The sequence below is a fragment of the Nocardia sp. CY15 genome, from assembly GCF_009829295.1.
Lineage (GTDB): Bacteria > Actinomycetota > Actinomycetes > Mycobacteriales > Mycobacteriaceae > Nocardia > Nocardia sputi.
Window position 1 is genome coordinate 986,534 of record NZ_VUOT01000001.1, and the last position, 17,896, is coordinate 1,004,429.

At 65.8% G+C, this 17,896-nt stretch carries 25 protein-coding genes; 15 read left to right on the plus strand and 10 right to left on the minus strand.

Translation table 11 applies throughout. The annotated features are described in order from the left end of the window. Nucleotides 1–61 precede the first annotated feature (61 nt). Complete coding sequence (locus GVY39_RS04720; protein WP_159920789.1) at nucleotides 62–517, minus strand: VOC family protein; 456 nt, start codon at nucleotides 515–517, stop codon at nucleotides 62–64. Nucleotides 518–826: 309 nt separating this feature from the next. Between GVY39_RS04720 and GVY39_RS04725 the strand changes: the two genes are divergently transcribed. From GVY39_RS04725 to GVY39_RS04770, 10 genes are all read left to right on the plus strand, one after another. After that, a complete protein-coding gene (locus GVY39_RS04725) occupies nucleotides 827–1,540 on the plus strand; it encodes a hypothetical protein (protein ID WP_159920787.1) in 714 nt (237 codons plus the stop codon). 5 nt (nucleotides 1,541–1,545) lie between these two features. Next, a complete protein-coding gene (locus GVY39_RS04730; protein ID WP_159920785.1) occupies nucleotides 1,546–2,700 on the plus strand; it encodes an SRPBCC family protein in 1,155 nt (384 codons plus the stop codon). Then, complete coding sequence (gvpJ, locus tag GVY39_RS04735) at nucleotides 2,697–3,107, plus strand: gas vesicle protein GvpJ (protein ID WP_195069460.1); 411 nt, start codon at nucleotides 2,697–2,699, stop codon at nucleotides 3,105–3,107. The genes GVY39_RS04730 and gvpJ overlap by 4 nt, the downstream gene beginning before the upstream one ends. Continuing rightward, on the plus strand, nucleotides 3,107–3,868 hold the full coding sequence (locus GVY39_RS04740) for a GvpL/GvpF family gas vesicle protein (protein WP_159920783.1): 762 nt from the start codon (nucleotides 3,107–3,109) through the stop codon (nucleotides 3,866–3,868). Before gvpJ ends, GVY39_RS04740 begins: the two co-directional genes overlap by 1 nt. A gap of 4 nt (nucleotides 3,869–3,872) precedes the next feature. Then, nucleotides 3,873–4,103, plus strand: a complete 231-nt coding sequence (locus tag GVY39_RS04745; protein WP_159920781.1) for a gas vesicle protein GvpG — start codon at nucleotides 3,873–3,875, stop codon at nucleotides 4,101–4,103. 64 nt (nucleotides 4,104–4,167) lie between these two features. Continuing rightward, on the plus strand, nucleotides 4,168–4,464 hold the full coding sequence (gene gvpO, locus GVY39_RS04750; protein WP_223521868.1) for a gas vesicle protein GvpO: 297 nt from the start codon (nucleotides 4,168–4,170) through the stop codon (nucleotides 4,462–4,464). Then, on the plus strand, nucleotides 4,461–4,895 hold the full coding sequence (locus GVY39_RS04755; protein WP_159920777.1) for a gas vesicle protein: 435 nt from the start codon (nucleotides 4,461–4,463) through the stop codon (nucleotides 4,893–4,895). Before gvpO ends, GVY39_RS04755 begins: the two co-directional genes overlap by 4 nt. Then, nucleotides 4,892–5,686: a GvpL/GvpF family gas vesicle protein gene (locus GVY39_RS04760; RefSeq protein WP_159920775.1), complete on the plus strand. Its 795-nt coding sequence runs from the start codon at nucleotides 4,892–4,894 to the stop codon at nucleotides 5,684–5,686. Before GVY39_RS04755 ends, GVY39_RS04760 begins: the two co-directional genes overlap by 4 nt. Next, nucleotides 5,683–5,922 (plus strand): gas vesicle protein, encoded by a 240-nt coding sequence (locus GVY39_RS04765; RefSeq protein ID WP_159920773.1) that lies wholly within the window; start codon nucleotides 5,683–5,685, stop codon nucleotides 5,920–5,922. Before GVY39_RS04760 ends, GVY39_RS04765 begins: the two co-directional genes overlap by 4 nt. Continuing rightward, a complete protein-coding gene (locus GVY39_RS04770) occupies nucleotides 5,915–6,220 on the plus strand; it encodes a gas vesicle protein K (protein WP_159920771.1) in 306 nt (101 codons plus the stop codon). The genes GVY39_RS04765 and GVY39_RS04770 overlap by 8 nt, the downstream gene beginning before the upstream one ends. Nucleotides 6,221–6,329: 109 nt before the next feature. Here GVY39_RS04770 and GVY39_RS04775 read toward each other — a convergent pair whose 3' ends face one another. The 3 genes from GVY39_RS04775 to GVY39_RS04785 are packed head-to-tail and all read right to left on the minus strand — an operon-like array spanning nucleotide 6,330 to nucleotide 7,654. Beyond that, a complete protein-coding gene (locus GVY39_RS04775; protein ID WP_159920769.1) occupies nucleotides 6,330–6,536 on the minus strand; it encodes a DUF397 domain-containing protein in 207 nt (68 codons plus the stop codon). 37 nt (nucleotides 6,537–6,573) lie between these two features. Continuing rightward, a complete protein-coding gene (locus tag GVY39_RS04780; RefSeq protein WP_159920767.1) occupies nucleotides 6,574–6,780 on the minus strand; it encodes a DUF397 domain-containing protein in 207 nt (68 codons plus the stop codon). After that, nucleotides 6,770–7,654, minus strand: coding sequence for a helix-turn-helix transcriptional regulator (locus GVY39_RS04785; RefSeq protein ID WP_236565285.1), 885 nt, complete (start codon nucleotides 7,652–7,654; stop codon nucleotides 6,770–6,772). Before GVY39_RS04785 ends, GVY39_RS04780 begins: the two co-directional genes overlap by 11 nt. Before the next feature lie 748 nt (nucleotides 7,655–8,402). On the opposite strand from GVY39_RS04785, the gene GVY39_RS04790 reads away from it, so the two are divergent. Both GVY39_RS04790 and GVY39_RS04795 read left to right on the plus strand, forming a co-directional pair. Then, nucleotides 8,403–8,645, plus strand: a complete 243-nt coding sequence (locus GVY39_RS04790; protein WP_159920765.1) for a hypothetical protein — start codon at nucleotides 8,403–8,405, stop codon at nucleotides 8,643–8,645. Then, complete coding sequence (locus GVY39_RS04795) at nucleotides 8,642–8,851, plus strand: hypothetical protein (protein ID WP_159920763.1); 210 nt, start codon at nucleotides 8,642–8,644, stop codon at nucleotides 8,849–8,851. Before GVY39_RS04790 ends, GVY39_RS04795 begins: the two co-directional genes overlap by 4 nt. Nucleotides 8,852–8,907: 56 nt before the next feature. Here the strand turns inward: GVY39_RS04795 and GVY39_RS04800 are convergent, their stop codons facing one another. From GVY39_RS04800 to GVY39_RS04815, 4 genes are all read right to left on the minus strand, one after another. After that, a complete protein-coding gene (locus GVY39_RS04800) occupies nucleotides 8,908–9,354 on the minus strand; it encodes a cupin (RefSeq protein WP_159920761.1) in 447 nt (148 codons plus the stop codon). Nucleotides 9,355–9,695: 341 nt separating this feature from the next. Continuing rightward, nucleotides 9,696–9,905, minus strand: coding sequence for a transposase (locus GVY39_RS04805; protein WP_201295150.1), 210 nt, complete (start codon nucleotides 9,903–9,905; stop codon nucleotides 9,696–9,698). An 11-nt stretch (nucleotides 9,906–9,916) separates the two neighbouring features. Next, on the minus strand, nucleotides 9,917–12,544 hold the full coding sequence (locus tag GVY39_RS04810; RefSeq protein WP_159920759.1) for an AAA family ATPase: 2,628 nt from the start codon (nucleotides 12,542–12,544) through the stop codon (nucleotides 9,917–9,919). 18 nt (nucleotides 12,545–12,562) lie between these two features. Further along, on the minus strand, nucleotides 12,563–13,156 hold the full coding sequence (locus GVY39_RS04815; protein ID WP_159920757.1) for an ester cyclase: 594 nt from the start codon (nucleotides 13,154–13,156) through the stop codon (nucleotides 12,563–12,565). Nucleotides 13,157–13,230: 74 nt separating this feature from the next. On the opposite strand from GVY39_RS04815, the gene GVY39_RS04820 reads away from it, so the two are divergent. Further along, complete coding sequence (locus GVY39_RS04820) at nucleotides 13,231–13,884, plus strand: TetR/AcrR family transcriptional regulator (protein ID WP_159920755.1); 654 nt, start codon at nucleotides 13,231–13,233, stop codon at nucleotides 13,882–13,884. A gap of 264 nt (nucleotides 13,885–14,148) precedes the next feature. After that, nucleotides 14,149–14,595 (plus strand): hypothetical protein, encoded by a 447-nt coding sequence (locus GVY39_RS04825; RefSeq protein WP_159920753.1) that lies wholly within the window; start codon nucleotides 14,149–14,151, stop codon nucleotides 14,593–14,595. Here the strand turns inward: GVY39_RS04825 and GVY39_RS04830 are convergent. Both GVY39_RS04830 and GVY39_RS04840 read right to left on the minus strand, forming a co-directional pair. After that, on the minus strand, nucleotides 14,581–15,012 hold the full coding sequence (locus GVY39_RS04830; protein WP_159920751.1) for a nitroreductase/quinone reductase family protein: 432 nt from the start codon (nucleotides 15,010–15,012) through the stop codon (nucleotides 14,581–14,583). The genes GVY39_RS04825 and GVY39_RS04830 overlap by 15 nt on opposite strands. Nucleotides 15,013–16,436: 1,424 nt before the next feature. Beyond that, nucleotides 16,437–16,895: a nuclear transport factor 2 family protein gene (locus GVY39_RS04840; RefSeq protein WP_159920747.1), complete on the minus strand. Its 459-nt coding sequence runs from the start codon at nucleotides 16,893–16,895 to the stop codon at nucleotides 16,437–16,439. A gap of 194 nt (nucleotides 16,896–17,089) precedes the next feature. Between GVY39_RS04840 and GVY39_RS04845 the strand changes: the two genes are divergently transcribed. Next, nucleotides 17,090–17,788 carry a TetR family transcriptional regulator gene (locus GVY39_RS04845; RefSeq protein WP_236565283.1) on the plus strand — a complete coding sequence of 233 codons (699 nt, stop codon included), beginning with the start codon at nucleotides 17,090–17,092 and terminating at the stop codon, nucleotides 17,786–17,788. Nucleotides 17,789–17,896: the final 108 nt, after the last annotated feature.

The following is a 17,896-nucleotide window of genomic DNA, read 5'->3' on the forward strand; positions in this document are numbered from 1 at the left end:
AATGGCGTCCGGGCGGGGTCTTCGGCATTGTGGGGCGTCCCCATCGTCTGCGGAGTCCCGATCAGGCGTTGTCGTAGGCGTCCCGGAGGACCTTGACGTCGAGTTTGGACATCGAGCGCAGGGCGGTGCCGACGGCGATGGTCTTGGCGGGATCGTCACCGCTCATCAGTTTCGGCAGTGCCGAGGGCACCACCTGCCAGGAAAGGCCGTAGCGGTCGGTGAGCCAGCCGCACGGCCCCGCCTTTCCGCCGTGCGCGGTGAGCGCCTCCCACAGGCGATCGACCTCGTCCTGGGTGTCCACCACCACTTGCAGCGACGCGGCATCGGTGAGCGGGTGGTCCGGCCCGCCGTTCATCAGCGTGACCGCGTGACCGTCGAGATCCAGCGAGACGATGAACGCCGAACCATCGGAGTTGCGGGAGACCTCGACCACCCGCGAGTTCGGAAGCACCGAGGCGTAGAAGGCGGCGGCTTCCTCGGCGGCGTTGTCGAACCAGAAGAAGGTGTTGACGGACATGATGTGCTCCTGTGCTGTGGTGTGACCTGCTGTCGCCTACTGGTCGGAGTCGCCCGCGGCTGTTCGACATAGTTCGCGAAGTTTCCCGAAATATTTTCCGCGAGTGGCGGCCGCTCTCGGCCAGGTGATCGCTGGAAGCGCTTCGACAGTCCCCGCGTCCCGCACTCTTCGCAGGCAGAACCCATCGACCCGCTGGGTAACCAGGCATACGCTGAGGTTTGGCCACCGCAATGTGGTCTATCCCACTTCGGGAACGTCATGCCCGGCTCCACCGGTGCGGTGGCCGTCGAGGCGAGCAAGGAGTGAGCAATGAAAGGTGGATCGAGAATTGCGTTAGGGGTGGGCATCGGGTACGTGCTGGGCCGCACGCGCAAGATGCGCTTCGCGCTGTCGCTGGCGGGCGCCGCGATGGCCAAGCGATCCGCGGGGACGCCCGGGGACCTGCTCGAGCGCGGGACGTCGCTGCTCAAATCGTCACCGGAGTTGACCAAGATCACCGACACCGTTCGCGGCGAGTTGATGGGCGCCGCGCGCGCCGCCGCGGTCACCGCGGCCAGCAACCGCATCGATGCGCTGAACTCCCGTTTGCAGCAAGGTTCGACGATTCTGGCGGACGCGGACCGCCGCCGCTCGCGGGAGACGGATTCCGACGAGGACGCCTACGACGAACCGGCCGAAGACGACGAGCAGGCAGCGTCCGCCGACGATGACGAGCAGGCAGCGTCCGCCGACGACGAGCACGCGGCGTCCGCCGACGATGACGAGCAAGCGGCGTCCGCCGACGACGACCTCGAGGACGAGTACGAGGAAGACGAGGACGACACCGACCAGCCCGCGGACGAGGACGACACCGAGCGACCCGCCGCACGGCCACGCGCTCGCCGGTCGAGCACCGCCGCCAGACGCGCGGCGAGCTCCCGCAGCGAGGACCGTGGCTCCGCGGAACGAAAGCCGTCCGGCGTCCGTGGACGCCGCAGTCGCGCCGATGCCGGTGAAGCGCCCGTCCGACGCACGAGGAGGTGAGCGCGATGACGAAAACTCTGCGCGACGCTACGGCCGGAGTCGGCAAGGCGGCCACCGACACGGTCGGCCGCGCCACCAAAGCCGCAGGCCGGGCCGGCTCGACCGCCAAAGAGAAGGCTCCTCCGGCCACACCGACCGGTGTGCTACAGCAATCGATGCAGAACCTCGCCGGAACGCTGGCCGAACGCGCGGTGTCCGGCCTCACGAATCAGGTGTCGAAGACCGCGGGCCGGTTGACCGAGTACGCCGAAGGCGGTGGAGGAAATCTGCTGTCGGCGGTGACCGGCGTGGAGAAGCTGGCCGGAGGCGCCTCGCCGCTGCAGGCGGCCATGAGCATGGGCAAGAGCAAGCTCGGCCACACCCTGCGCGAAGGATTCGAATCGGCGAAGGAATCGCTGACCGGCGGCAAGGGCAAGGGTGGCAGCAAGAAGATCAAACTGACCAATATCGTCGAGTACATCGACGTCGGCGTTCCGGTCGACCTGGCCTACGACCAATGGACCCAGTTCGCCGACTTCCCGAAGTTCACCAAGAAGCTCGAGCAGGTCGAGCAGGTGTCCGACGAGAAACTCAGCTGGACCGGCAAAGTGTTCTGGTCCAGGCGGACCTGGGAGTCCACGATTCTCGAACAGGTGCCGTTCGAGCGGATCGTCTGGCGCTCCAAGGGCCACAAGGGCCACATCGACGGCGCGGTCACCTTCCACGAGATCACGCCGGGCCTCACCCGCATCCTCGTGGTGCTGGAGTACCACCCCAAGGGGCTTTTCGAGAAGACCGCCAACATGTGGCGCGCGGCTGGTCGCCGCTGCCGTCTGGAACTCAAGCACTTCCAGCGGCACGTCATGACCGAGGCCGTATTGCACCCCGACGACATCGTCGGCTGGCACGGCGAGATCCGCGACAGCAAGGTCGTCAAGGACGACGAGACCGCACGACGCGAGGAAGAGGAGAACGAGCAAGCCGATCACGCGGACGACGAAACGTCCGACGAGGAACAGCTGGACGAAGACGAAGAAGACGAGGCCGACGAGCAGGACGCGGACGAGCCGGAGGAAGACGAGGAGGACGAACAAGAGCCGCCCCGCCGTCGACCGGCTGCCCGCCGCCGCCGCACCACGGTGACCCGCCGGTCGCGCGAGAGGCGAGGAGCAGACGCATGACCATCGAACCCGCGGGAGGCGGAGGCGGCGGCGGAGCGGGCACGATGGCGCGCCCGAACTCCTCCAGCCTGGCCGACGTTATCGACACGATTCTCGACAAAGGCCTGGTCATCGACGCGTTCGCACGCGTGTCGCTGGTCGGCATCGAACTGGTGACCATCGACGCCCGCGTCGTGGTGGCCAGCGTCGACACCTATCTGCGTTTCGCCGAAGCCGTCAACCGGCTGGAGATCTCCACCAGCGAACCGAAGGGACTGACCGACATCGTCGGCGACGTCACCCAAGGCGCGGCGAAGCACAAGACACAGGGTGCGCTGGAGGCGGCGGGCGAGAAGGTCATGGACTTTCTCGGCGACGTGCAGGACAAGCGCCAGACGACGAGCAGGCCCAAACGCAGGGAGGGTTGATGACTACCGATCAAGCCGCCGTGTACGTCTACGGCATCGTGCCCGCCGACGTGGAACCCGAGCCGCACGCCACCGGTGTCGGCGACCCTCCGGGCGAGGTCGCGGTGGTGCGGCACGGCGAGATCGCCGCACTGATCAGCACGCTCGAATCCGATCGGCCGCTGGGTACGCCCGATGACTTGACCGCGCACGCCGAGCTGCTGGACGGCTCGGCCGCGGTCGCTCCGGTGCTGCCGCTGCGGTTCGGTGCGGTCATGACCGACACCGAGGCGGTGGAGAACGAATTGCTCGGGGCGAACGAGGACGAGTTCCGCGCCGCGTTGGAGCAGTTGGAGGGTCGTGCGCAGTTCGTGATCCGGGGCCGTTACGTCGAGGACACGATCCTGCGGGAACTGCTCGAGGAGAACGACGAGGCCGCGCGGCTGCGAGACGAGATCCGCGACAAACCCGAGGACGCGACCCGCAATGCCCGGATCGCATTGGGCGAGCTGATCAATCAGGCCATCGAGGCCAAGCGAGCCGAGGACACCCACCGGGTCGTTTCCGAGCTCGAGCAGTTCGACGCGCTCGTCAACCATCGGGACCCCAGCCACGAGGAGGAAGCCGTCCACATCGCGGTGCTGGTCGAGCTGGCCCGGCAGAAAGACCTGGAGGAAACGCTGCGCAGGCTCGGGGAGGACTGGGAAGGCCGCGTGGAGCTGAGCCTGCTCGGTCCGATGGCGGCCTATGACTTCGTGACCAAGCACACAGCGGAGGGGTGAGGGCATGGGTCTGCTGTCATCGATCTTGTCGTTGCCCGTCGCTCCGGTGCGTGGCGTGATCTGGTTGGGCGAATTGATCCAGGACCAGGTCGAGCAGCAGATGCACGATCCCGCCACCATGCGGCGGGAACTCGAGGAGATCGATGCGGCCGCGGCGGCCGGTCAGCTGTCCGAAGAGGAGCGCAAACAAGCGCAGCAAGCGGTCCTGGATCGCATGACCGGTCGGCAGGCGTGATCGCGATCGATCGGAAGGAGTGACTCGCGTGGCACGCAAGACCACTTCCGACGACTCGGAGGATGTGCACTCCGCATCGGACGAATCGTCCTCCCCCACACCCGCCCGAGCCGCCGCGACGGCGGCCGGGCACCTCGTGGAGCTGACCTCCAAGCAGGTGGAGGGCGTCACGTCGATGGAACCGACGGAGGACGGCTGGCTGGTGGAGATCGAGGTACTCGAGGACCGCCGGATCCCGTCCTCGGCGGACATGCTCGCACTCTACGAAGTCGAGATCGATGTCGACGGCAATCTGCTGGCCTACCGCCGGACCAGACGCTACGCCCGCGGCAGCACCGACATCGGAAGGGCTCGAACATGACGGTGGTCGGCGGCGGATCGTCCGCACCGCAGCCCTTCGGCGGCGAGCATCATTCGACGAACCTCGCCGACATCCTCGAGCGGGTCCTCGACAAGGGCTTGGTGATCGCGGGCGACATCCAGGTGAACCTGCTCGACATCGAACTGCTCACGATCAAGCTGCGCCTGGTGATCGCGTCCTTGGAGACGGCCAAAGCGGTGGGCATCGACTGGTGGGAGACCGACCCCTGGCTCAACAGCAAGGCCCACACCCTGGAGCGGCAGGACCGGGATCTCGAGCTCGAGAATCAGCAACTCCGCGACCGCATCGCCGAACTGGAGGCGGGCGGCCAACGCCGTCCCTCCATCGAACGCGGCCGCGAGCCGAGAGAACAACCCCGGCTCGAGCCGAGAGAAGAACGCCGCCGCGAGCCGAGGGAAGATCGCTCGTGACCGATGGGCTCGGGGTCTGGCTGTACGCGGTGACGTCCAGCCGAAACAGCGCGCAGGGATTGAGCGAGCTGACCGGAGTCGCGGGCGAGCCGGTGCGCTCGGTGGTCTCGAACGATTTGGCCGCGATCGTCGGCTCGGTGCCGCTGGAGGTGTTCGGAGAGCAGCCGCTACGGAGGCATCTGGAGGACCTCGACTGGCTGGAGGGCACGGCCCGCGCGCACGACGCCGTAGTGTCGGCCCTGGTGCGCCGAGGTCCCACCGTTCCGCTCCGGCTGGCCACCGTCTTCCTCGACGACGACCGGGTACGCGAGTTGCTCGACGAGCGGCGGGCCGACTTCGCGGCGGCGTTGGCGCTGGTGAGCGGCCGCACCGAGTGGGGAGTGAAAGCCTACGGCGATCGCGCCGCCCTGACCGCCGCCGTGGCCGAGGCGCGCGCCGCGAGCGAAGGTAACGCCAAAGGCGCCGGCGCGGCTTACCTGGCCCGGCGGCGCGCGCAACTGTCCGCCCAGGAAACCGTGGAACGCGACGCGGCCGAGCGTGCCGAGCAGATCCACACCCGCCTGGTGCACCACGCCGCGGCCGGACGACGGCAGGCGCTGACCGATCCGGCACTCAGTGGCCGCAGGGACTGGTTGGTGCTCAACGGAACATATCTCGTCGACGACGACCGCGCCGACGACTTCGCGGCCGCCGTCACCGCGCTGGGCGAGGAATTCCCCGGTATCCGGCTCGAACTCACCGGCCCGTGGCCGCCGTATTCGTTCGCGGGCGTGGAACGAGAATCGGCATGAGCCGGGTCGCGCAGAACGTCGAGGGGGAACGGCGCGTCGCGCTGGTCGACCTGCTGGACCGGGTGCTCGCCGGAGGCGTGGTGATCACCGGCGACATCAAACTCGCCATCGCGGACGTCGACCTGGTCCAGATCTCGTTGCGGGCGCTCATCTCCTCCATCAGCACCCTGTCAACCCTGTCCGTGCCACTCGGACCCACCGACCACCGCGCGCTGGAGACGCCACGCGATGACTGAATTCGGCGGCATACCACCGCGTATCGACACCGAACCCGAATCCGTGGAACGCGGGCTGGTCAGCCTCGTCCTCACCCTGGTGGAGCTCCTGCGCCAACTCATGGAGCGCCAAGCACTACGCCGAGTCGACGCGGGTGACCTCACCGACACCCAGATCGAACGCATCGGCACCACGCTGATGCTGCTCGAACAACGCATGGAAGAACTCCGCGACCACTTCGGCCTCACCCCCGAAGACCTCAACATCGACCTAGGCCCCCTCGGCACCCTCCTGCCCCGCGACCCACCGCCCAGCTGATGCTCGAGATCAGCGGCACATAGTGCAGGTCGTCCTCGGCGAATGCCGCAGCCACGTGCCGTTGATCCTGGAACCGACCGGCGCTCGCACGGCGGGTACCGGAGGAGCCCTATGGTTGCCCGAACGCGCCGCTTGCGACGCCAACGGTGAATGTGTCCCACGCGCCGGGGGTGAAGATCACCGCCGGGCCAGTCGGGTTCTTGGAATCGCGAACACCGACTAGGCCGCCTGCCAGATGAGCGACCTCCACACACTCCTGGCCCCCACCGCTGTGACTGCTCTTACGCCACTGCGCCTCGGACAGGTCAACTTTCACGAACTTGCTCCCTCATCACGTGTCACTCGACAAATTGCTACGCGCGCTCGAATGCACCCTGCGCGACACCAGAGGTGAAGGCGTCCCACTGGCCGGGCGTGAAGATCAACGCCGGGCCGGTCGGGTTCTTGGAATCCCGAACGCCGACCAGACCGCCTTCCAGGTGAGCGACCTCCACGCATTCCTTGCCCCCACCGCTGCGGCTGCTCTTGAACCACTTCGCCCCGGACAGGTCAACGTCCACTGTCGTACTCCCTTGCTACCTGTCGCATCAGGCTCTTACTCGTCGGCACATCCAGGGTGGATTGCTGGATGACGTTGTAAGCCTGACGATACCTGCCGACGTCTTTCGGCCGTTCGAGGTACATGTCACCTGCGTATGACTCCACGTAGACGACGCTGGGCGCGACTTCGCGGCCCTTCGTATCCAGACTGAAGTCCAGGATCACGAACGGCCCTGGGGCGATGCCGAGCGGGAAGCCCGCAGAGAATGGTTGGATGCGTATCGTCACGTTCGGCGGCATGTTCGCCAAATGCCGTAGTTGACCATCCATGACCTTTGGTCCGCCGACAACGTATCGAAGGGCCGCCTCATTCAAGATGAACGCGGCGCTCGCGGGCTTGGTTTTACGGTGAATCAAGGCTTGACGCTTGAGTCGCAACTCTGCGCGTCGCTCGAGATCTTCCACCGGCTCGTCTGGGAAATATGCACGGTCCAGTGCACGTGCGTAGTCCGGAGTCTGAAGTATGCCCGGGACGATATCGGGCCGGTACAGGGTTAGACGGTGCGCGCTGGACTCGAGGCCGACATAGAGGTTGAAGTTGCCTTCGATCAGGTCATCGAACGCGTGCCACCACGACTTGACCGTAGCCTGCTGCGCCAGCCCTTTGAGCGCAGTTGTCAGGTCCGGGGCCACATCGTAGATACGGCATAGCGCCTCGACATCGAGTTCCCGCACCTTCGGCGACTGCCCCTTCTCCACACGTTGAAGCTTGCTCGTCGACCACTGCATCATCGGCGCGACTTGTTCGAGTGTCAGATTCGCGGCTTGCCGAGCCTCCCGTAAGTACCGACCGAGTTGACGTCTGGGCAGTGTCGTCTCGATGTCGTCGGACACGCTCCCTCGCTTCCCGTTGCGCCCGTGGGCGATTCCTGTGATGGGAAAAGTCTCGAGTACTCACGGCAATGCGTCTGGGGATTTGCGAAAACTCTTCATGAAAACCCATGGCGGGCTTGCAGGAAGCTGACCTCGAGCGTTCTCCTTGGGGGGCGCCTAGTCGGAGGCTGCTCGGAGCGCCCCGAACTTTCCCCGTCCTCTGTGCAAAAGGTCGGGCCGGGACACGGCGCACCTACCAGCAACAAATCTGAGGGGAGCGCAGATGGAGATGCAATCGTTCGGAGACACACCGCAATCCAGGTGTCACTACTACCGCCGCGAGTGCGATCTGCCCGCTGTGATCGACCCTTCCGAGTTGGGGCGGATCGTCCTGCGTGCCGGGTACGTGTGCGGCGTTACGATGCCGACCCGATTGGGCCAAGCTGTCAAAGCCCATATTCAAAGCCGGAGAGCGCAACCGGGACCGGTTGTGGGACATCCTCGTTCGGATAGATGGACCTTTCTGACGAAGGCGGACCTGCCGGACGACGACCGCTTGTTCGCCGAGTTGTTCCGGCTGGACGTGAGCGTGGCCCGGTCCGGGGCGACGATCGCGCTGCCCTCTCCACCGCTTCTTCCGGCGCGATCCGCCACTGGATCGTGCCGCCGCGCGGCCCGTACCGGCCGTCCGGCGGCGTCTTGCTCGAAGGTATCCGGGCCTGGGCTGATCAGATGCCGAATCACCCTCGCGGCCGCCGGATGGTGTCCCGTGCCTGATGACCGCGTCACCTGGCTGTTCCCTTCCGACGGCACCGGCCGACGAGGCCCGCTGCGATCCCGGTTCGCCCACGACAACCCGCACTGGCCGGTGTCCAGCCGCAAGAACGCGATACGAGCGCTCGACCTGCACTGCGACTGCGACTACAGCACCTGCTCCACCTTCGTCGCCGCCGTGATCGTCAGCCGCGACAATTTCCGCTACTTCCGTGACCGCGCACCGGAGACGCCGTGACATCCCCACGTCCCGACGAACCCGACGTCCGCTTGTCGGTGTTCCTGCACGGCACGCGATTCGATTTCGCCGCCTGCCTGACCGCCGCCCTGCTCTTCCTCCAGGAACACCAGACCCAGCGCTACACCGACGCGGTGACCGTGGCCCTGACCGACACCACCGGCCTACGCCGCCTACCGAACGAACGCCTCTTCTTGGAGCCGTGAGTCGACTTGCTGCGAGGCACGAGCGCCGTATGGCTCGTTCCAGCCGCCGGTAGCGTCTACGCGCAGGGTGGGGCGGGTGCGTCGACGAACAGCGGCTTGCCGGTGGGTGGGGCGTAGACCACGTCGAGGACGAGCGGTTCGATTCCGAGGTTCAGGCCGACGTGGACGTTCCATTCGCCCGCGGGCTCATAGATGAACTCGCTGGTGCGGTAGACGGGCGCGGCACAGTCGGGACCGGGGTGGGTGAGCGTGCCCGATCGGACGAAGCCGAAGACAGGGCCGTCGTGGTAATGCCAACCGGTGGAGCCGCCGGGACCGATCGTGATCTCGCGGACGACGAGGTCGGTGCCCGCGACGAACGGGAGCAGTCCGGCGGGGATCTGCGCTTGGCCGAGGGTGACCGCGGTGATGTCGCTACCGGGTGTCGCATGGGCGGGCGCGGCACCCGCCAGCGCACCGGCGAGCACGACGGGCGCTACTGCGACGCGGAGTGAGAGCGTCATCCTGACAGCTTAATCCCACCGGGTCGCCTCGCACCTCCGCTTGCACGACAGTTGTAGTTCGTTGCATTCCACGCCCTGCCGATCACACCCGACGCCTTCCACGGCGACTGGAACTACACCGTGGCCCCCTGCGCACCACACCCGCCTGAGCAAGCCCCGACCCACCGCACGCTCGATCCCGCCGTGACCGAAATGCTCACCGATCCGACTCTGACCGGCATGTCTCGAGCGGACTTCGCGCACCTGGTCGCGGTCTCGGAACCGTATTGGGACGCCCTGGCAGAGGCGGCCTTCCAACGTCACTTCCACCGCCCGCCCCAAAAATCAACTCCGACAGTGATTTACGGACGAGCCCCCAGCGCCCCGCAATACATCCGCGCCACACCAGGAGAGTTCGTCCCGTCCTTCGGGATACCGGTGTCATCGACCACGAGGGCGTCCGGATCGATCAACCTCGCCGCCCACCCGGTCAACCGGGCCCTCACCTCGGTGTGGTCCCAGGTCGAGGTGGTCACGAACTGCTGGAGCTGCTGGTGAGCATCCCAACCCACCTGACAAAGTCCTACCAGGCGCGCCGGGGGAGCTTGGTTGCCTCCTCTGTGACCTGGGGGCGCACCTCGGGCGGTATCAGGGCGGCGATGCGGGTGCGGGAGTTGATCAGCAGCTTGTTGAAGATCGAGGCCATCTGCGCGTCAACGGTTTTGGTCGATGTGCCGCGTCGGGCCGCGATCGCGGTGTTGGTCCAGCCTGCGGCCGCGAGGACGGCGACCTGTTGTTCGGCGGCGGAAAGTTCTTGCCAGTGCGTATAGGGCTGGTTGCGAGCGGGGAGGTGGATCGATGACTGGCCGAGTGGCATGTCGCCGAGTGCCAGCCGTGCCGCTTCGTGATGTTCGGCTCGCAGCGTCGCGCCCGAACGGTACGCTGCGGCGAAGCGTGTGCCGAGCACGGAGCGAGCGGCCTCGGTGGCCGCGTCGGTCGCGGCCACGAAAGGGCCTAGGTTGGTGTGTTCGGCGGGGATGCGTTTGCGGAGTTCGCTGCTGCCGCCGAGTAGGTGTGCGATCTCGGTTGCCCATTCGACGAGCTGTTCCCGGCGGACTGGACGGCTCTCGGTGCGTGCGATGACGATCGACTTGGCGAGGGTCCAGGCGCGCAGGTGGGTGCCGAGTAGTACGCCCCAGCGGTCGTTTATGTCGAGGTGCGCTCGCAGCGCCAGGCGACCCAGCGGCATTGCCTCGCGCGGATCGTCGTGGATGGTGAGCGCGAGCGCAAGCACGAACTGCGCCCACGACGTCGCCCACTGGGCCCCGGCGCGGGTGGCTCGGTCGAGGTAGTCGCGTGCGCTGTCGAGTGCTTGCGCGGCGGTGCCGAGCAGGGCCGCCGCCAATGCCCCGGTCAGCTCGCTGGTGGCCGAGGCGCCGAGATCTCCTGCCGCGGTGAACTTTTCCCGTGCCCGCTGCAGCACCGCGACGGCTCGCACGTCTCCGCGCGCCAGCAGTAGCTCGACGCCGTGTGCGAGGTCGACCCATGCGGGCAATCCGTGATCGTGTTCGGGGTTCGTACGCCAACGGGCTCGATCCGCCTGGTCCGGTAGGCATAGTGCGACACATTCGTCAAGTGCGCGTGCGGCATCCGCGTTCGCGCCGCGCATCAGACTGAGCCAGGTCATCAGCGCTTTCGCTTCGATCCGCAACGCCATCGGCAACTGCGCCGAATGCTCCGCGAGCGTCACGGTCCGTTCGATCAGTGAATATGCCTCGCGCAATGAGCCATTGAGGATCGGCAGGCGAATAGTGACGACGCCGACGGCGATCCGCAGGCCCTCGACGGCGGTTTCGGGCGAGTGCAGACTCTCGTCGATGGCGCGCACCAGGTTGGGCCAGACCAGCCGAGCCCAGTGCAGCAGTTCCTGCTCGGCCGGGCCGAACCATTCGGCCTGCGCTCGAACGACTTTGCCGCAGTAGTAGTTTCGGTGTTTCGCGGCCAACCGCTGCCACTCGGTGGACGAGCGCTCGTGCAGCCGCTCGGCGGCGAAGATCCGCAGGCTCTCCACCAGCGAATAGCGCACCGCTGTCGGTGTCAGGTGCAGTGAAACCAGCGAGTGGTCGGCCAAGCGATCGAGCAGATCGGCTATCTCCGCTCGCGTGATGACCGCAGCGGTGCCGTCGAAATGCTCATCGGCACATACTGCTTCGATCGCCTCCAGATCGGCGCCCCCGTCCCGGTCGGTGAAGCCCGCGTCGTCTTCGGACGCGGTGTCGTACCCGGCGGCGAAGATCGCGAGCCGCTCGAACAGCAGCCGCTCCTTGGCGTCGCAGAGGTCGTAGGACCAGGCGATGACGTCGGCGATGCGGCGATGCCGTTCCTCGACGCCGAACCGGGGTCCGCCCGACCAACGCAGGCGGCGATCACCAGATTCTCCGGTCAAGTCGCGCAGCAGCATCGCCAGCGGCTGCCGGTGCAGCCGAGCCGCCGCAAGCCGAATATAGAGCGGATTGTTGTGCACTCGCGTGCAGATCGACACCGCCTGCTGAACCTGTTCGCGGTGGACGATCGGATGCCCGGCCAGCTCGGCACGAGCGCGAAACAATGCGAGGGCTTGTCCCTCCGTGAGCGGCGGAACAGGGAGTAGTCGCTCGTCGGTCCAGTCGATCGGCTTTCGGCTGGTCGCCAGGATCGTCACATCTGGTGCCGCCGCCAGTAGATTCGTGATCACTTGGCCCGCTGCGAGCAGCACATGCTCGCAGTTGTCCACCACCACGATCGACTGCCCGGCCCGCCCTCCGCCCGTTCGGTCGGTCAGCGTCTCGACCAGTGTGTCCCAGGCTGACCGTCCCGAAAAGTCCGCGTCGACAACGGCTCTGGCGAATTCCTCCTCGACGGCGGTCACACCGCAATCCTTGGACAACCTCGACAGTCGCACCCAAAAGTGGGGAATCCGTCGTGCCTTCTGATATCTGCGGATCGCTTCGTGCGCCAGGGAAGTCTTGCCGATGCCGCCCGCGCCGACCAAGGTGATCAGCCGAGTGGAGCCGAGCAGCAGCGTCGCGATAGTCGAGAGTTCGCGCTCTCGACCGACGAAATCAGAACTTTTCGAGGCGTTCTCGAATGCCGATAACTGGCCGGCCGAATGTGGCTGAGGAACTGTCGCGAGTGCACTAGTGACCTCATGCGCGCTACCGATCCAGTGCACCGCAGGTCCTCTCTGTGTTCAGTCGAGTGATCGACGAGCCGAATGTCTGTTGTGGTTGGTCGTGCTGGCGGCGTCGGCGGCGTCGGCAGCGGCGCGGGTGACCTCGCGAACCGCCCGCCGGTTGCGGCCGAGAAGTTCGTGCCTGGCGAGCCGGAACATCGCCCGCGGGTTGGGTGGTAGATAGCCGAGCTGGGTCATCATCGCCAGGTCGTCCCGAACGGCTATGTGGCTGTTGGTCTTTCCGCCTTTGAACGTGTCGATGTGGGCTTGCCGTACCCGGATGGGGCGCCCGGTCGCCGGGAATACCTTGGGCTTCGCGCCGGGCGGGTAGACGATGAACGGCCCGGTGTGGACGGCGCACATTTCGGTGAAGGCGCAGGCGCGATCGCCGGACTCGATGAAGTCGAGGATGTCCCAGCGCAGGTCCGAGAACGCGGTACGCAGCCAGACGCCGGTGGCCAGCATGCCGGGCACGCCGGGCACGCGGCAGGCGGGCGGTTCGTCGAGCGCCATGTGGTTGACGTGATCCGGGCTGATCACACGGTGAGCGAGTTCGACATCACCCGTGGCAAGCATCCGGAACTCGTTCTCGACGATCTCTCGCGCATCCATGAGCAGCTCCCTGCGGACCATCAGTATGATTACTAGACTGGTATGCTAGCGAGTATCACGGATAATGTGAACCCATGACCGGCGAAGTCAAAGCCCGACATCGCTCCACCCGCCGTCAGCTACAGGCAGCCGCGACACGGATCGACATCCTGAACGCGGCCGAAACCCTGTTTCTGGCCCGCGGCTACGCGGCGACCTCGGTCGATGCCATCGCCGAGGAAGCGAACGTCGCCCGCGCGACCGTGTTCACCGCGTGCGGATCGAAGGTGGAGATCCTGAAGGCGTTGCGGGACATGCGACTTGTTGGTGACGACGAGCCGATTCCGATGCTGGAACGCCCCTGGTTCCGCGAGGCCCTGGACGCCGAAAGCACCGAACAGGTCCTGCGACTCCACGCGCGCAACATGCGGATGATCTGTGACCGTGAGGCGGGTCTGGAGCTGGTGCTCGCCGCGGCGGGCGACGTCGAGCCGACGCTGCGCGACCTGCACGCCGAGTCGCACCAGCAGCGGCAGGCCGGGCTCCGCATGATCGGCGAAGCAGCAGCGGCCAGAGCCGCAGCCCCCATCGCCGACCTCGACTCATACGTCACCGTCGTGTACGCCCTATCCGGCCCCGAGGTGTACGACCTCCTGGTCCGCAAAGCAGGCTGGACATCCGACCGCTACGAAGAATGGCTCGCAGCAACCCTCATCCAGCAGTGTAAGGAGTCGGCGCGGCGGTCGTAGGAAGCGGTTCCACGCACGCGCTGGATCGCTATCTATGCGGATATGGGATCCGTGATGTATGCGTTTGCGCAGCGTGCCCAGGGACCAGCGGCGGTCCCCGATCAATGGAGTGGTCCCCGGAGGCTGCGCCTTCGCGTCGGGGTCGGCGCTGCCTGTCCGGCCGTCGCCGTCCCGGTGGATGGCAGTCAGACCGCTGGATTGTCGGGCGACTGAGCCTGCACGGAAGGTGTGCAATCGGCTCCAGCATGCTCACAGTCATAGTCGGTGACTCCCACACTGGGTATATGGCTGGCGAACGCAGAAGAGTTGCTCATTCGCCGGGTGATCGCAAAGAACACCGATCCGCTTGTTTTCTACCCAGGTAACGTCATCGCCGATCGCAATAATCCACACCTGCGTGAGCAGGCAGACGCTGCTCTTCGAGAACCGGTATTCTTCGAGCTTGCGAAAAAGTTCGGCGAAATCGATCGGTTGGTCACCGACCTGGACATAGAACTGGACAAACTTCTGGGTTCCGTTGCCGTTCGGCTCGCAGAAATTGTGCCGTCGCAGACGACGAACTGGAGCCTGTCATCGACTGATCGAGTAGGACTTCCTGGGGCGAGCCGTGACAAACCGAGACGAATCCGGCAGGACATAAATGGGACAGCGCCCGACTGTGCCCTGCCGTATTCAGCTCTTTCGAATCTGTCGGCGTCAGTCGAGAGGTGACAGCACTACCACGGCGGTCGGTCGTGTCGTCTGTTTTTGGTAGGCCGTATATTGTCCGTCGAGAACCTTGTCCATGATCTGGAACATGCGCGTGTAGTGCGGGTCGCCTGGATACAACGCACGTGCCACCACCCGTATCCGCCGCCGTACGATCTGAATTTCGCACGCCGGCTGCGACTTCAGATTCGCCAGCCACCCCGGCGGTCGCGGCGAACCACCATTGGACGCAGCGATCAGATAGTCCTCGCCGTCCCGTCCGTAAACCAACGCTGAGGTCCGCAAATGCCCCGTTTTGCGTCCAACCGTCCGTAGCAGCAGCGTCGGCTTCCCGAGCAGCGTCCGATGCCCGACAAATCCACCACTGTGCTCGTAGACCCACTGATGCACCTTTAGGACATGCGCGAAAACACCAGGCATGGATCACCTTTCATGCTGTCACAGGACACTCAGCCTAATCACCCGACCGTCCCACCGGCTTCCCAGCCCGTGGCATATTCGGCGGCTTCGAAGGAGACCCTGAACCAACAAGCGAGCGTTCATCAGTTCATCTCGCCGGATCGCTGGGTAGACCAAGCTGGCTCGCGACAGGGCTGATGGTTGTTCAACCCATCAGTACTCCAGCATCACTTCGTGATGTAACCGGCGTCGTCGCTGGTAGTGGGCCTGTTTTGCCTGGTGCTGGTGGCGCCTGCGCCAGGTCGACCAGTGCAACGCAGTGGTGAGGTTCGGTGACGGTGTGGTCAGGTATGCCAGGAGACGTCTGATCTCACCGACCGTGAGTGGAATGAGGTCGCTGCCAATGCTTTTGGGGAGCTGGCGGCTGTCACAGCAAGGTATGTGGGTGCCATGTAGTAGGCCGTTCCGAGTTCGCCTTTGGCGTCAGCGACCGACGAGCCAGCAGCCAGCGTCCCCAGCCGGGTCCGGCCTCGCTCACGGTCGGCACCGTGGCGACGGCCCAGTCGAACACCCGAGGGCCTTTCGCGCCGTTTCCGCAGCTACGGCGCTTCCACGCCTGCGGGGGCGCGTCGGCCACGATCTGGCCGGCGCGGCTGCTACCGGCAAGCGACATGACGACCGGCGCGCTACTGGGCACCGCCACCACATACCCGATCCGCCGCCGCTCGAGCCAGGTTCGGAACTTCGAAAATCCCGCCCGTGGCCCATCGCCATCGCCTCGCTGGCGAGGTAGAGCCGACGACGGCGTTCATCCAGATGCGGCAGGAATTGATCGAACTCGACCCGCAACTCAGCAGCGGATCGACAATCTCGCAGACGACACATACCCAAGTTTCCCGCCGTCACCCCACACTTCGCCCCAAAGATAACTCTGACAGTAATTTACCGACGAGCCCCGGCGGTGCCGGAATACTGCCGCTGAACCCCCGCCGAACGAGTGCCCTTCTTGACGAACCCGTTCGTCGCAGATCAACACCCCCTCGGAATCACCCAACTGCTCCACTACATAGGCCCTCACATCGTCACGAACCCCGTCGACGTCCCAGTCCGCCATGCGCAGCATCCGCTGGATCCCGTCCGGACGCACCGCACCGCACCGCACCGCACCGCACCGCACCGCACCGCACCGGCATGCTCGGCCACCGTCCACCCGTTCTTGCGCTCCAGACCCGCGACCAGGCCCGACACATACTCCCTGGCCCGCGTCCGCGGCTCCACACGCGGATCTGCTCCGGCTGACCACGATCGGCGCGAGAACCGGCCAAGAGCGGCAACGGTGTCCTGTGTTCGGTCGGCTCGCCACCACTGGTACTTATCATTCTGGCCTGATCACGCTGGCGACGACGCCGCACAATGCCACCGCCGCGGCCACCCACTCACCTGATCTATGAGTGCGCGGCCTCGGTTTCGGCGCTACCAGCTACGGCAGCACCTCCGAAGACGTCGCGGTGCCCGCGCGCAGTGTCCATGTACTCGCGAACCCTGTGGATCAGGCCGTCCCGTAACTCGAAGACGAAGCAGTAGTCATTGCTGTAGGCGTTTCCGTTCGCCAACGTGGCACTCATCGTTTCCTCCACGATCACCCGGTCTCCGTCCAGGTAGAAGCCGCGAAAGTCCACAGTGACGTCACTGACGAACAATTTCGTGTACTCGTGGGCGAGGAAGTCGGTGATCGCCTGCCGGCCGATCATGTGACTGGGGATGTCGAGCGCGACCGCGGTGGCGTTGTCCGCCGGGGCGAGCCATTCGGCGTCCTCGGTGAAAAACGGTGCGATCCGCTCGGCGTCGTGACTGGCGAACGCCCGCCACGCGGCCTGGACGATAGCCCGGTTGTCGGTGGTCATGGACCCACAGTACAAATGTCCCACGCGGCAGACTAGCGGAAAACAGACAAGATCATCTGCGTCAGTGCGCCGACCGGAGCGTCCACAGCCGTCCACAACTGTGCCGCCGCGCTCTCCGCGACCCGGCGACGCCACGGTCGTGGCGGTACGCGGCGTGAGTGTCCGGAATCCGGCGACTGGATTACGGTACGTACGTGGCCAGGTCAGACGAAAGGGATTCGGCGGCAAAGATCATCGACGCCGTGGTGTCGATGCTGGAGTCGGACGGTTACGACGCGGTCCAACTGCGGGCAGTCGCCCGAAGTGCGCACGTCTCCCTCGCCACGGTCTACAAGCAGTTCCCCACCCGGGACGATTTGATGCTCGCCGCGGTCGAGCGGTGGATGGCCACGAACACCTATGCGGCCCCCGCTCCGACGCTCGAGGGCGAGTCGCTGACCGATGGTCTGCTTCGTCTGCTGCGGTACGTCTTCGAACCGTGGGAGCGCAATCCTCGGATGCTGGAGGCCTACTATCGCGTGCGATCCAGCCCGGCGGGCCGTCGACTGGACGCACAGGGTTTCGACGCCGTGCTGCCCGCGGTGGGCGCCCTCTTCGCCGATATCGATCCCGAGTACACCGCGGACATCGCGCTCGTGCTCACCCACATGACGTACGCGCTGATCGGCCGATTCGCGCACGCCGATCTCGACATCACCGAGATCCTGCCCGCACTCGAGCGGACTGTCCGCAGGCTGACCGGTAACAACGAGCCGCTGGCCGCGCCCACCGCGCGGCGGACCGACGGTGCTGGGACTTTCCCCTGGGATCCTTCGATCGTCTCCCCGTTCTCCCCCGGTCCTCCCGCCGCCCCAGCACAGCCACCGGACACCCCGGATCAGCCGCCGACGTAGTAGGTCACGCATACCTGCGGGAGGGATCGATCACACGCGCCGGTGCCGCCCCGGACGAAGGCCGAGGCGGTTCAGCCCCGCACCGTGCGCCGATCACGACGGCGAGTC

Bases quoted from the DNA above. Each gene is read 5' to 3' on its own strand.
- GVY39_RS04720 (WP_159920789.1), bottom strand. From the start codon at position 517: ATGTCCGTCAACACCTTCTTCTGGTTCGACAACGCCGCCGAGGAAGCC.
- GVY39_RS04725 (WP_159920787.1), top strand. From the start codon at position 827: ATGAAAGGTGGATCGAGAATTGCGTTAGGGGTGGGCATCGGGTACGTG.
- GVY39_RS04730 (WP_159920785.1), top strand. From the start codon at position 1,546: ATGACGAAAACTCTGCGCGACGCTACGGCCGGAGTCGGCAAGGCGGCC.
- gvpJ (WP_195069460.1), top strand. From the start codon at position 2,697: ATGACCATCGAACCCGCGGGAGGCGGAGGCGGCGGCGGAGCGGGCACG.
- GVY39_RS04740 (WP_159920783.1), top strand. From the start codon at position 3,107: ATGACTACCGATCAAGCCGCCGTGTACGTCTACGGCATCGTGCCCGCC.
- GVY39_RS04745 (WP_159920781.1), top strand. From the start codon at position 3,873: ATGGGTCTGCTGTCATCGATCTTGTCGTTGCCCGTCGCTCCGGTGCGT.
- GVY39_RS04755 (WP_159920777.1), top strand. From the start codon at position 4,461: ATGACGGTGGTCGGCGGCGGATCGTCCGCACCGCAGCCCTTCGGCGGC.
- GVY39_RS04765 (WP_159920773.1), top strand. From the start codon at position 5,683: ATGAGCCGGGTCGCGCAGAACGTCGAGGGGGAACGGCGCGTCGCGCTG.
- GVY39_RS04770 (WP_159920771.1), top strand. From the start codon at position 5,915: ATGACTGAATTCGGCGGCATACCACCGCGTATCGACACCGAACCCGAA.
- GVY39_RS04800 (WP_159920761.1), bottom strand. From the start codon at position 9,354: ATGACGCTCTCACTCCGCGTCGCAGTAGCGCCCGTCGTGCTCGCCGGT.
- GVY39_RS04815 (WP_159920757.1), bottom strand. From the start codon at position 13,156: ATGGATGCGCGAGAGATCGTCGAGAACGAGTTCCGGATGCTTGCCACG.
- GVY39_RS04820 (WP_159920755.1), top strand. From the start codon at position 13,231: ATGACCGGCGAAGTCAAAGCCCGACATCGCTCCACCCGCCGTCAGCTA.
- GVY39_RS04830 (WP_159920751.1), bottom strand. From the start codon at position 15,012: ATGCCTGGTGTTTTCGCGCATGTCCTAAAGGTGCATCAGTGGGTCTAC.
- GVY39_RS04840 (WP_159920747.1), bottom strand. From the start codon at position 16,895: ATGACCACCGACAACCGGGCTATCGTCCAGGCCGCGTGGCGGGCGTTC.